The following is a 13,605-nucleotide window of genomic DNA, read 5'->3' as shown; positions in this document are numbered from 1 at the left end:
ATTCCAATACACAACTAATATGTTATGGAAACGTATTATAACATTTTTATATAAGTATGTAAAGTTAAATAAAACCAAGATATATGACAGTAACACTTCTTATAATTTCTTATATACTATAATGGATTAATATTATAAGAATAGCAATTTAAAGGAAGTCTATTATATGAATAATAACCAGTGCTCTTTTTGTCCTTACTATATGAATCACACTTCTTATGCCTCATTAAATACAAATTTAAGAAGTACAACGCAAAAATTTGCTTCTTTTAGTGGTATAGTTGAAAGAATTGAGGACTTTTACCCTGGTCAATATGACAAAAATGCCGGTTGCTATAAATTAATGTCACTGGAAAGCATTGATGGAGGGCCTATAAATTTCGTGATATCTCCAGAAACTTACTTTGTAAATCATGAATTAATTGAAATAGGAGACAGTGTAACTGGCTTTTTCAATTCAAATGCCCCTACCATTCTAATTTATCCACCACAATATAATGCAATTGTTATGGCAAAACAGGTTGAACATGAAAATGTTACTGTGGACTACTTTAACGATGAACTTATAAGTAGTAATGGAAACTTAAAGTTAAATCTCACTAAATCCACTCCTGTATTATTGGCAAACGATCAGCTTTTTAACATGTATCCTAGCAATAGAAATCTAATTGTTGTCTATGGCCCTACAACTAAGAGTATTCCGGCTCAAACTAACCCATACAAAATTATAGTACTTTGCTAAATAAATATATTAATATACCTAATCCCATATAACATACCTCTCATATTAAAAAGGGACTATCTTTAATAAATTTTATAAAGATAGTCCTCACTTTTTTTATTGAATCAATTGTATATTCATAAATAATTGGTCAACTTCTACTTTTCTAAATACTCTTTTTCAAATTTCTCTAAATCCTTATAGTATTTTATCTTACATCCAGCTTTATCATAGTTCTTCTTATACTCTTCCATAGCATTATCAAAGGCTTTGGCTGACAAAATTAAATTATCTGATGTTATATCTTTCATCAGATCTATTATGGATATATTATATTCATCATACTTCTCGTTGTAGAATCCTTGACAACCAGCAGCTGTCATTAATGATAAATAGCTATCATCTCTATCTGCAGCATGATACATTTTATTCTTCCAATTAGAATGGATTTCTTCATATGAGCCCTTAATATTGTCGTCTGAAACTTCCTTTTTTGAAACTACTCTCTCCTTCATTAACTTTGCAAAATCTTTTACTACCCTCATTAATCGTGTTGCTGCTTCCTTGATTTCTTTAACCGTATTTGCTTTTATTAAATTCCAATATAACTCCTCAAATCCTATTGGAAGATATTCCATTACACGAATTTCTTCTGGAATTCTCTTAATTCCTCTTTTCACATATGATTTATTATACATATAAATTGCGAACTCAACGTATTGAATTATTTTTGCTGCTGCATATCTACATTCTCCATAAATATTGCTCAACATAATATTAGCGTATTCTATACTTGCTTCATTTACAAATTTTTCAGCCTTATCATTATCTTCCATTGAATATACTTGGTTTAATTTATTTATAACCTTTGATCTTAATTCCATATATTTTTGCAAGTACTTGTTCTCGCTACAATAAACAATATCTAATTCAAGCAACTTTGTTACAAACGGGTTATTGTATTCTGACATTTCTTCTAACCTACTCCAAGGAGTGCAGTATATATCAAAGCCAACATCCTCTAAAATAAAGCATGATGCTATTTTCCAAGCACTATCATCATTAATAACAATGCATAAATCTAAATCTGATTTTTCATATATATCACCTGAATAAAATGAGCCTGCAACCCCTATTAAAGCAATAGCTCCTGGACAGACACTTTCTGATTTCTTAATTACAGCATTAATTATTCTGCTATTTCTTTCTTCTAACTTCCTTTTTACATCCACTTCCATAGCTTATCCCCCTAATCAATTTACCAATATGTTATAATTTCATTTTAATACTTCCATATTTATTGAAAAAGGTAATAATTACTTCTGTTTTGTTTTTTACACAAAAATTGCTGAAATTATAGAAGAGGATATATGATAACTGTATGACACATATTATTTGTATATATTAATAATTTCTTCTGCCTTCATCCTGACTTCTTCTATTAGTTCTTCTGGCTCTATTATTTTGATGTTATTACCGTATGTAAAAATTAACCCCTTCCAGCCAATTTCATTATTTGGTACATGAAATTCTATCATAAGATCTCCATCTCCCTTTGCTGTTATAGTGGCATTAGGGAAATACTCCTCAATTGAAATTCGTAGCTCTTCCTTACACAGTAACTTTACATCTATATATTTTCTACTATCTTGCTGTTCCTGCTTAGCTAGTAAATCATCAAAGCTTTCATGCTTCATTGAAAAAGGTTTATTTAGTTTTTTCAAATCTCTCATTCGTAAAACTTTGAACAGCCTATAATCCTTCTTATCACAGCAATATCCAAGTAAATACCAAGCATACCACTTATATACTACCCCAATTGGTTCTAGTTCCCGCAATGTTTTGGTACCATAGGAATTTGTATATTCAAATTCTATAACATTCTCCTTATCAATGGCATCCTCAATTACCTTTAAATACTCATCTATGTTATTGCCTTCACGTGAAGCACTAAAATCAAGCCTAACTTTACCTTTAACAGACTGTTCTTCTTTAGAAACATTCAGTAACTTCTCCAAAGTAGCTTCAATTTTTCTATTGTTATACGCAGAATTCATTCCAGTTAGTGCAGTAATAATGAATTGATAATCTTCTACACTAGCTATCTGCTTATCAAGCTTAAAGCTATCTATAATACCATAGCCTCCATTTGTCCCCTGTATAGATATAATGGGTATTCCAGCTAAGTTTAGTGTTTCAATATCTCGCTGTATTGTTCGGGTTGAAACTTCAAACTTTTCTGCTAATGTATTGGTATTTACAAGCTCACGGTTTAGCAGGTATACAACTATTCCAAGTAATCGCTCTATTTTCATTATCTTTATTACCTCAATATTAAAATCTATATTATTAATTATAAATAAATAATAAAAAATAGTAACCTCTACTTTAACGTGAGGTTACTACTTATACAACTTCTTAATACTATTTTAATTCTAGTTAAATCTTAGCAGATACTATTTTAGTAATATATCCACTATAAACTTTAATGCCATCAACAATTTTGTATAATCTCACCTTATAATAATAAGTTTTACCACTAGTAAGTGCTATATTAGCAGAATTATTTTTACTAATACTACTAATATTCATAGGTTAGTTATTAATAAAATATCAAAAAAATAGTATCTCAGATATTAACCACTATAATTTTCTTGCTTTGATTACAAATGTTACAGGAAGCATTTTGGCTTTTTTAGCAAAGTCGCTATCCTTATATAATTGAATAATATCATCATCAGATTCTTCAATCATTTCATCAATGATAAATCCTGCTTTTGTTAATGCATTAATATAAGTTGATAATTTACGATCAGATAAAGATATTGCCCCACCTTCAAGAGGTACAGAATACCAAGATTCATCAAAATAACTTTTTTTAAAAGAAAGCAAATCATTTTCTATGGCAACGCATTTATGTATTGGGTGAGACCAACTGAAAATAAATACACCATGTTTTTTTAGATAAGAAGCAATCCTGCTAAAAGTACCTTCAAGATCAGTAGTCCAACCTACACCATAAACAGAATAAACATAATCAAAATAATCTACAGGTATTCCACAATCCTCTTCCATTGGTGCGCAAATCAATTTTGCAGAAAAACCATGCAATAATAAATACTCCCTAGATTTTTCTATTTGCTTTTCAGAAATATCTATCCCCCATAATTCAGAAGCCTTGCGGTCTGCATGATATTTTAGAGAATGCCCGGTTCCGCAACATATTTCCAACAACTTTTTCCCCGATACATCACCAAAAAGATGACATTTTTCCTCTGAAACAAATGCTCCATAGTTAGGAAGTGCCGTTGTACCTATAACCTCATTTCCTTTAGTGTCCCAAAAAGAACTGTTAGTTTCATGAATTTTGTCCTTGTTCATATCAACTGAAATAGCATAACCAACTTCACCAGCACCTATAATGTTAGTTCTGTGATTAGGATTCTTTTTCATACCGCTTCCCTCCATCAATATAAGTTTAAAGGTCAGGCGTGGAAATGTTTTTACAGCGCTCCCCTTGTCTCGAGCCAAAGATGGCGCTATTCCATGAAATCGACTGAATGCTCTTGAAAAAGCTGCTTGAGATTCATATCCATAGCGTATAGCAACATCAATTATTTTTTCGCCCTTTTTAATATCTATTGCAGCCATAGCTAATCTCCTACAGCGAACATATTCAGATAATGGAATTTGAGCTAAGAAAGAAAAAATTCTGCGAAATTCCCACTCTGAACAGTTCATGATCTTTGCTGCTACATAATAATCAATATCACAAGATAAATTATTTTCAATATAATCAAGTGCTTGATTCATGCTCTTCTGCCAATCCATAACCTCGCCTCCTCTTTACAAATATATCAAGAATTCAGGGAACAATCATTGCATTGGGTGTATTTTGATGCAATGAAAATTAAATAACTAATCTGTAGTATCCATTATATTATTTATTTGAAATTACTATTTATCTAACAATTTAAAGTTATTTTCCTATTTTATTGTATCATGTTTTGTAAATTTATCATTACTTATGGTACAAAAACAGCCTTAGGCATGTTATATGAATGCATAAGGCTATAACCCTAATTTATTTATAGTACAGTTCTGCATAACAATTATAACGTAGACTTTATTACCTAGACTCCAAAATAACCAGTCAATGTTCCATACTGCAAAATATACCCTTCCATTTTCCTCTGTAACACCGCTTTGCCCCAATTTTCATTCAGGTCCAAAGCAATGTCTAAAACATATACTTTAAATATATATTTGTGTGTACCAGATGGAGGTTTGGGGCCTCTATAGTAATGTTTGCTACCATACTCACTCTTACCTTGAACTGCCTCTCCTAAAGATCTTACAACTTTTTCTTTGGATATACCTTCTGGAATATCACTAAAGCTAGCTGGTATATTCCAAATTACCCAATGGTTGTAAGTACCTAATGGATGGTCTAAATCATCCATAATGATAGCAATTGTTTTTGCCTTTTTATCAATTTGTTCAAGTTTAATAGGTGGAGACACGTCATCCCCCATACCAGTATATTTCTTTGGAATCCTACCTCCATCTTCAAAAGCTCTACTAGTTACATTCAGATTTACCTCAGGTTTAACATAATCACAAGTATTCATTCGCTTATAAAAAACAAAAGCAATTATTAGTACTACTAAAGCACAAAACCCTTTAATAAATAATCTCATCATCTCATAACCACCATTAAATTAATCCTCTCTCATGAAGACTACTATAGGATGCACGTTCTTTTCCTTCTTTATTTTCTAAAATAAACTTTTTGAAAATAGGTTTTAAATATATTGCAGTCACCAATCTCATAATTACATTTTGGAAAGGATATCTATTATTATATTTTATATCTTGTGTAACTTTTCTTCCAAGTTTATTGGCTTTATTTAAAGCATCAGTGTTTTCACAAATCTTCTTCTCAACGCCGTTAATCATAGTATGAACACCTAAAGTTCCAGAAATATAACTTCTTTTAAATATCCCAAATTTGAATACGCCAGTAAGTTTCTTTGCTACTTTTCTTGCTCCATTTTTATTGTAAGATGTAGATATTCCAACAACATACTTTCCTCCAAGTAAAGAACTATATAAGGTGTAAGTCCCCAAACGTTCAAAAAAACATTTCATTTGTGCATTATATTCTAAAGCATAAGTTGGAGACCCCAATATAATTCCATCTGCTTCATAAATAAGTTTTCTAATTTCTTCAAAACCATCAGAAATAGGACATTTTCCTTTTGCATTACACATTAAACATCCTTTGCAAAATTCAAGATTGTAATTTGCAAGAAATATTTCTGTTACAGATGCCCCTTCCTTCTTAGCACCATTAAGCGCTTCTCTAACTAGTGAGGCAGTATTGCCATTAAAATTTGGACTACTTATAACTGCAACAATTTTGATATCTTTTTTCATACTTTCCACATCTCCCATTAATATTTCAATTCCTTTACAGATTATAGATAATATAATATACTTTGAATATACAAGCCGTAATTTAAAGTTACATTATGTAACCTTACTATACAGCTTGTATATCTCGTTTGTCAATAGGAGGGAAAAAATTTATGTGTACAATTTCTAGAAAAGAAAAAGAAAAACTTGCAAGAGAAAAAGATATTATAAATGCTGCAGAAAAAGTCTTTACTGTAATGGGCTATAATGAAGCTTCAATGGAAGCAATCGCTAAGGAGGCTCAATTTACTAGAAAGACTATATATCAATATTTTACTGATAAAGAAGATTTATTGTTCACCGTTATAATTAGAGGATTTCAAAGACTTTTATATACCCTTAAGAATGGGGTTTTAAACGGAAATAATGGATACGAAAAGCTTAAACTTTTAACAAATGCTTATTTTCAATTTTATAAAGAATCTCCTAATACATTAAATTTAATGAATTATATTGGATATATTAAGCCTACAACAGAGAATTCAACTAAACGCATTGAATTTAATAAAGTTAGTGGGGAGTTGGCTCAAGAAATTGCAAAAGTAATTGATGAAGGAAAGGCTGACGGAAGTATACGAACAGATTTTGACACAATGAAGTTAACCTTTTCTGCAGAATTTATGATAACAGGATTCTTTCATATGTTTTCTATATCAGGTAAAACATTCACAGATCATTTTTCACTTAAAGAGGATGAGTTTATAAACTTCAGTATGAATTTATTGTGTGAAATACTTCATGAAAAAAAATAGTATTTGTAATTTATAATACCCCCACTATTCACAGTGGGGTGTTACTTGTCTTTACTGTTTTCTATTTAACCTTTAATATATTTCCTTGGATTTGTACCAATAATAATTACACTACCTTCAGGTTTTAAATTTGTGTTTTCTGTAGGATTTACATTATTAATTAAGTTATTTCCGATAGCATATAAATCATGTGCTACTTTTTTTAAATCTACAATAATAGTTCCAGACATAAGTCCTTTATTAATTAAATTTATGGCTTCATAAGTTCCGCTAAGTCCAAAAACAGGTATATATTTTGATTTATCTCCTGTGTTATATCCATATTTCTGAAGCGCTTTGACAGCCCCTGCTGCCAGATCATCATCATTAGCAATTATTGCCTCCATTTTGTCTCCATATGTTAGAAATATGTTTTCAATATAACTTTTAGCTAATTCTTCAGTCCAATCTGTAGTAAATGATTGAAGTAATTCTATTTTTATACCCGAACTATTAAGTGTTGAAGTAACCCCTTGAGTTCTTTTATCTGCTATTACATCCTCCTTAGGTCCTCTCACAAGGATATATTGTAAAATATTATCACCATTTTTGTCTATAATACTTTTATTGTTCCAAAAATCTCTAACAATTTCACCTTGCATCTCACCTGTTTTATCAGAAGCAGGTATTGCAAAAGCAACTCTGTCATAATCTTTTAATACTTTTTTCACCACATCTGGAGGTATGTTAAACATTACCAAAGCAGTATTGTAAGGTTTAACTCTTTCAATAAAACCCCTCACAGCATTTTCTTTTGTGTCTACTGGCATGGCTATAATCAAATCTATCTTATTTTTAAGCATAGAGTCTAACATTGCATCTTGTACACTCACATTATTTTGAGGATTAAAGATAGAAATTTTAACTGAATATTCATTTTGAAGATTCTCAAACTCTTTTTTAAGTTGCGCTGCAATAGAATTATCTAAACTAAATAATATTATTCCAACGTTAATTGGGTTTGTGCTAATGGGACTTGAAAATGTCTGTATTTCGGTAGTAATTATTAATACAAAGGTTATTAACATAACTAAAATTGACTTAATTGTTTGCCTTAATACTTTCATTTTTATTTGCCCCCTCACTTTAAATGATACAAATCAGTATTAGGTTGCGGATAAATGTATAAATTATTCTCTTAGGCCTACACTTTATTTGCATGCATTTTTTCTTGATGGTTGAATAAGATATCCCTGTCCTTCAACCTCTGATAATTTTTCAAACAAAGCATCTATTCCATTTTCTAACTTATAGTCCATCTCTTCTTTATATAGCGGAATTACACAATATATATTTATTGTATTTCCATCCTTTGTCTTAACCTTCCTGATATCCTCTCTTAACACCGATAAAATAGCTCCATTGAGTTCAGTGCTATACGCATAAGAATCATATTCATTAGTATTAGGTATTGTATGTCCATATCCAAGCCAAGTATTATATTGGTGAGGGAATCTAGCCAATTGCTTCAAAAGCTTAATTGGCCAGTAATATTTTTCATCCTTAAATTCTTCACTACTCGTTGGCCAATTTTCTGGAAGAAAAAGCATAAGCTCTGCTCTCCTTAAATGTCCCCACTCCTTTTCAAGTTCCTCTGGCAAAGTCATTTGCAAATCACTCATACCTGTAGTATATACCACCCAGAAAGGCGCTTCCTCAGTCGGTGCCATAAAGTGAACATCAATATGTATAATATCTGAAATCATTTCATGGAATACTGTTGTTTGTCTTCCCGGATAGACTTTGGCAAAATGATCTGAAACTTCCTCTATATATAACATCTCTACAATCCCTTCAAATTTTTGATTTTGAACATTTTCATATGTATATATATTGGTTCCATCCTTGACTTCTTTATTTTTTTTGCCACCAAATATTTTTTTAAACATTTCTATCTCTCCTTTTCATGTTCTTACATCTATCAGTAAAAGTCTTGTCCATCAACTGTTTATATTCTTTCATATCATTATTATATAAATTGCATCTTATTAAACTTCATAATATGCTGATTTTCTGCATCTTCCATCTACTTACAGTCTACTCCATTACTTTTTGCAACTCATGAAATGTTGAATCATATTTTTGATTATCCCTGTTACTGAGACTTTTAGTCTATACTGAGAATAAATATAAGCTTACACCATTAGATGTAAGCTTACTCACGTACTATATTAACTTATAACTGAGAAAAGTTACAACGTCAAATAATAATATTGGGTATTATGTTTATTTTCTTCACTTTAAGATCGCATTAACATAATAAAATTTTTCCCTTCGATGGTTGTCCGGGTTGAAGTCACTGTAGAAATACTCTGTATGTTTTATGAGTTCTATCTTAAAATTTGCTAAAAGTTCTTTGATATCATTTAAGTCGGCGTAGAAATGGGGTATACCTTTTTCAAGTTCATCTCGGCTTATAAGAGTATTTTTATCAAATTTATTAGATCTATTCTCAATAAATTCTGTACTTTCTTTTGAACAGAATGACAAATATACCTCACCATTTGGTTTAAGCACCCTTTCAATTTCTGCAATTGTTTTTTTCATGCCAATTGAATCGGTATGAGAAATAACATGGTAAGCAAAGATACAGTCAAACGATTGATTTGGGTAATGGAGAGATCGCATATCACCAATCTCTGCATTTATAAGCACATTTTCTTTTGCAGCCCATGTTTTTAAGTATTGAACAGCATAATCCGAAATATCCGTTGCGGTTACGTTAAACCCTTGTTTTGAAAAATAAATGGCATGTTGACCAAGCCCTGTTCCTAAATCTAAAAGATCAACATAACCTGATTTCCTCCATTTATTTGCTAAGTAAATGCAATTATCTACAGGTTTAAGATTTGCCGATGGGGCAGTAGCCCAATTAAATCCTTTAAGGTTGATAATTTGTTCACTCTTGTTATCTGTTTTATAATCCATTTCAATATCTCCTTTTACTGTAAGTAGAAAAGTGATACGTGGAAATAGATTAAGTGGAGCACCTTTCTTACGTGCTGCTGATGGTGATATCCCGTGAATCTCTTTGAAAGCGCGCGTAAATGACTCTGGAGATTCATAACCATATTTCAAGGCTACATCAATGACCTTTATAGAATTTGTTTGTAATTCAATAGCAGCCAATGTCATACGTCTTCTACGAATATATTCATATATTGATATATTCATTAATATAGAAAATGTACGCTGAAAACTAACTGTAGATTGACACATTATATTAGCAACTTTATCTAAATCAATGATGCTATCTAAGTGTTCTTCAATATAGTCAAATGCTTCGTTAATTCGTTCATACCAGTTCAAACGTATCCCTCCTCTCTAAAAAGAGTATAGTAGATGTATAAATAAATTACCTTGCACGTTTGGTTTCACTTATGCAAGGTTATTGTATAATATATAAATAATTGACAGTTTCCTTTAGTTTTAAGATATAATACGATATATAATCCTATGACCTGCCTTAAATCTAGTGATACCAACGGTTTAAATAGAAAAGGTCTACTATATGATTATGCTTATTTTCAAACTTTCTGGCTGCATAATCCAAGACACTGAGGTAAAGCAGCCCATGGATTCTTATGCCAATCGAAGTTATCATGATTAATATCTGCTTCTTCAAATAAGTAGCTACAGTCTGGAATATCTTCAATAACACTATGAAATTCTTCCATTCTATCAATAGTAAAGCCTGATTTAATCAAAGAATTCACATAATCTTGTATTCGCCAATCAAAAGTTGGAACTTCTCCGAATGGCCCCAGGTCTTCATAACGTTTAATAACCTCAAAAATTCCCTTATAAACTTTTCTATCAAAAGGTCGAACAAAGGGATGTGTATCAAAAAGTATGTATTTACCTCCCCTTTTTAATATACGATAAATATTGCTATACATTGCATTCAAATCATTAATCCAAACATGAACACCATTAGAAGTATAAACCAAATCATACGTATTATCTGAGAGTTCATTCAGTTTCATACTGTCACAGACATGATACTTTATGTTTAAATTCTTTTGTTCTGCAACTTTTCGTGCATTTTCAATTTGCTTGTATGAAATATCTGTAGCTGTCACGTTTGCTCCCAAGGCACAAAAACCAAACACTGCGGTGTTGTCACCACATGATGGAACGCAAACATTCTTTCCCTTTAAGTCAGGATAATATTCTTTTATCATTTCTGCCATGGCATGGGGAAAACCCTTATAGGGGTCTTTCTCAAGAGCCAAAAAAAGTTCATCAAATTTGGTTTTGCTGAAGTACTCATCAGAACAATTATTCCAATCATCAATTATCTTATCTTGTTTGAACATAACTTTACCTCCGAAAATATAAATAATTTTAAGCTCACATTTTTCAAAAACTGTACATGCTCATATTTTAAATTATATTTTTTTATAGCGAAAGGTAACAAATCTCTATAGTCATTTTATGCACAAAACCTCTGCAAGTTTTAACACACAGAGGTTTCATATTTTAATACTACTTTAAGTACACGATTTTTTTAATTGTATCATAAGATAGATTGTATTTTATCATAAGCTCCTCAATACTTCTACCATTTTCTTTTTCTAATTTAATCTGTTTGTTTCTAGTTATAATTTCTTGTCTTGTACTAGTTCTGCTTCCCCAAGAATTCTTTTTACCCTCTGGTTGCGGGATATATAATATTTCTCCAGCTATATATTTCTGAATTTCACTAAGTAAGTCAAAAGGTAATACCTCTGTGGCATTTATATACTTCATTCTAATTTGCTCCTTTACTTCGTAAATGGTCAAGTAAAAGATGCAAAATCAGCCTTATTAACATTTCAAAATTAGAATGAAAAAGGCGATTAAAAGATTCTCTATGCAGTTATCGCCATTGTCTATAAGACTGATTCTGCATAGAGCTTCTTCCCTGAATCTGCACTACCACAGAAAAAACCTAGATTCAAACGAATCGTCTTCATTTTTTCACCCCCCAATATTAATTACACGATACATATTATTATACGTATATTTTGAAAATCAAGTGTCTAAATTTCATAAAACATTGTGTAATATGTACAATTATAGCATATAAATCCATGAGTACTAATTAAAATTTATTATTTTAAGCCAATTACATACATATAGTAAAAACCATAAAAGAAGGAGACCCACATCATCTTAGGATTATCCTTCTTTTTTAGTTTATCTAATTTAAATAATTCTGTTCATTCATTATTAATCTCCATCCTAAAAGTGCCACCGATTTCCCTTCATATCAACATGATTTGCATCTTTAAAGGATACACCTTCTTCTAATAGCAGAAATCGTTGTTCTTGTCACCACGGTACCAACCTTCCAGCATGATTTACCACACGATGACATGGATATCGCCCATAAAATTCTGCTTGACTAAGAACCTTCCCAACAAGTCGTGCATTTTTGTCTCTGGCAATAAGGCTGGGAATTTCTCCACAATTACACTCAATCTTATCCATATATTCAAGGATAATTGTCACTTGTCATGAGTCTAGCATCATTTTACATTATTATAAATAAACTCACCTACTATTAATTTATAGCCTTTACAGGACGCGCTTCAATATACCCTCTGTATCCCATTGGTGCAAGTTGAAATCTTGGTGCAGCTTCTGGTGCCCATTGATATCCATAAACAGAAGGAGTAAATCTTTCTATGTGATTCCAAACTTCCCCGATTGCATCCATAAAATCTTCATCGTTATAAGGTTCACCTTGAAAAACCATTAATTTACAAGGTGGCAATTGAATAAGTTCATACCCATCAGGTATATTATTGGCGTAGTCTGTTGGAACTTCTACCCCTTGCACATATTGTGATGTTCCTTCTTTTATAAGATGTTTTGGAAGCCACATTCCAATAGGCTCATACATTGCTTCTTTTACACTTACAAGTACTGACCATACATCACCTACCTCCTCACAGTATGCAAAATATTCTGTTGCCTCTTTCCCACGTTTTAACAAAACTTTTCGTGCAGGACGTTCAACTACCTGAACAAATACTGATTTGGTATTATTTTTTTCACTCATCATTTTTTCTCCTTTATGAAATTCTCGGTAGGTATCGAAAACTTTCTCAGGCATAAACAATTTTATTGGCGGTGTATATTTACTATATCTACTTGGTGACAGCCCAAATTGCTTTGAAAAAGCTCTTGTAAATCCTTCATGAGAATCAAACATAAAATCCATTGCTACATCTATTATCTTTTCATTACTATCTCGCAATACTAATGCGGCTTTAGTAAGTCTTAACGTACGAATATACTCAAACGGTGCTTTCCCAGTAACTTCTTTAAATAATCTTGCTGCATGCCATGGAGAATATCCTGCTGCAACAGCTAGTTCTTTTAGTGTAATTTTTCTTAAGATGTTATCATCAATATATTCTTGCATTTGTTGTACCGCCATAATAGCTTCAGCCTCATCCATTTTCTCACCTCCTAATATAAGAATTATATTTCATAAAGATTTTTATTTCTTGACTTGTATTGCTAGAAAATAGAATTAATAGACCATTTTTAGCAATTCTTCACTAAGCGGATCTTAACTTGCTGATGAGCTTAATTGATGCCAACCATTTCGTTCCTATTTGT

At 31.3% G+C, this 13,605-nt stretch carries 13 protein-coding genes and 1 pseudogene; 2 read left to right on the top strand and 12 right to left on the bottom strand.

All coding sequences use genetic code 11. The annotated features are described in order from the left end of the window. The first annotated feature begins 166 nt into the window (after window positions 1–166). Entirely contained in the window at window positions 167–742 is a 576-nt protein-coding gene (locus OCU47_RS19085) for a hypothetical protein (protein WP_261830154.1), read from the top strand. A gap of 137 nt (window positions 743–879) precedes the next feature. Here the strand turns inward: OCU47_RS19085 and OCU47_RS19080 are convergent, their stop codons facing one another. From OCU47_RS19080 to OCU47_RS19060, 5 genes are all read right to left on the bottom strand, one after another. Continuing rightward, entirely contained in the window at window positions 880–1,959 is a 1,080-nt protein-coding gene (locus OCU47_RS19080) for a hypothetical protein (RefSeq protein ID WP_261830153.1), read from the bottom strand. 153 nt (window positions 1,960–2,112) lie between these two features. Further along, window positions 2,113–3,036, bottom strand: coding sequence for a helix-turn-helix transcriptional regulator (locus tag OCU47_RS19075; protein ID WP_261830152.1), 924 nt, complete (start codon window positions 3,034–3,036; stop codon window positions 2,113–2,115). Window positions 3,037–3,364: 328 nt separating this feature from the next. Then, window positions 3,365–4,552, bottom strand: coding sequence for a helix-turn-helix domain-containing protein (locus OCU47_RS19070; RefSeq protein WP_261830151.1), 1,188 nt, complete (start codon window positions 4,550–4,552; stop codon window positions 3,365–3,367). Window positions 4,553–4,854: 302 nt separating this feature from the next. Beyond that, a complete protein-coding gene (locus tag OCU47_RS19065) occupies window positions 4,855–5,424 on the bottom strand; it encodes a YbhB/YbcL family Raf kinase inhibitor-like protein (RefSeq protein ID WP_261830150.1) in 570 nt (189 codons plus the stop codon). A 13-nt stretch (window positions 5,425–5,437) separates the two neighbouring features. Continuing rightward, on the bottom strand, window positions 5,438–6,160 hold the full coding sequence (locus tag OCU47_RS19060) for a flavodoxin family protein (RefSeq protein ID WP_261830149.1): 723 nt from the start codon (window positions 6,158–6,160) through the stop codon (window positions 5,438–5,440). 152 nt (window positions 6,161–6,312) lie between these two features. Between OCU47_RS19060 and OCU47_RS19055 the strand changes: the two genes are divergently transcribed. Continuing rightward, a complete protein-coding gene (locus OCU47_RS19055) occupies window positions 6,313–6,951 on the top strand; it encodes a TetR/AcrR family transcriptional regulator (RefSeq protein WP_261830148.1) in 639 nt (212 codons plus the stop codon). Window positions 6,952–7,016: 65 nt separating this feature from the next. Here OCU47_RS19055 and OCU47_RS19050 read toward each other — a convergent pair whose 3' ends face one another. From OCU47_RS19050 to OCU47_RS19020, 7 genes and pseudogenes are all read right to left on the bottom strand, one after another. Continuing rightward, window positions 7,017–8,057 (bottom strand): galactose ABC transporter substrate-binding protein, encoded by a 1,041-nt coding sequence (locus OCU47_RS19050; RefSeq protein ID WP_261830147.1) that lies wholly within the window; start codon window positions 8,055–8,057, stop codon window positions 7,017–7,019. An 84-nt stretch (window positions 8,058–8,141) separates the two neighbouring features. After that, complete coding sequence (locus OCU47_RS19045; RefSeq protein ID WP_261830146.1) at window positions 8,142–8,879, bottom strand: suppressor of fused domain protein; 738 nt, start codon at window positions 8,877–8,879, stop codon at window positions 8,142–8,144. A gap of 346 nt (window positions 8,880–9,225) precedes the next feature. Then, window positions 9,226–10,299: a methyltransferase domain-containing protein gene (locus OCU47_RS19040; protein WP_261830145.1), complete on the bottom strand. Its 1,074-nt coding sequence runs from the start codon at window positions 10,297–10,299 to the stop codon at window positions 9,226–9,228. Between the two features lie 218 nt (window positions 10,300–10,517). Next, window positions 10,518–11,309 (bottom strand): class I SAM-dependent methyltransferase, encoded by a 792-nt coding sequence (locus OCU47_RS19035; RefSeq protein ID WP_261830144.1) that lies wholly within the window; start codon window positions 11,307–11,309, stop codon window positions 10,518–10,520. A 169-nt stretch (window positions 11,310–11,478) separates the two neighbouring features. Then, window positions 11,479–11,742: a CD3324 family protein gene (locus OCU47_RS19030; RefSeq protein ID WP_261830143.1), complete on the bottom strand. Its 264-nt coding sequence runs from the start codon at window positions 11,740–11,742 to the stop codon at window positions 11,479–11,481. Window positions 11,743–12,216: 474 nt separating this feature from the next. After that, a pseudogene (locus OCU47_RS19025) lies at window positions 12,217–12,441 on the bottom strand (MGMT family protein); the annotation flags it as partial. Between the two features lie 97 nt (window positions 12,442–12,538). After that, entirely contained in the window at window positions 12,539–13,441 is a 903-nt protein-coding gene (locus tag OCU47_RS19020) for an AraC family transcriptional regulator (protein WP_261830142.1), read from the bottom strand. Between the last annotated feature and the right edge of the window lie 164 nt (window positions 13,442–13,605).

This window comes from Clostridium sp. TW13, from assembly GCF_024345225.1.
Lineage (GTDB): Bacteria > Bacillota > Clostridia > Clostridiales > Clostridiaceae > Inconstantimicrobium > Inconstantimicrobium mannanitabidum.
This window is presented reverse-complemented; position numbering and strand designations above follow the sequence as displayed.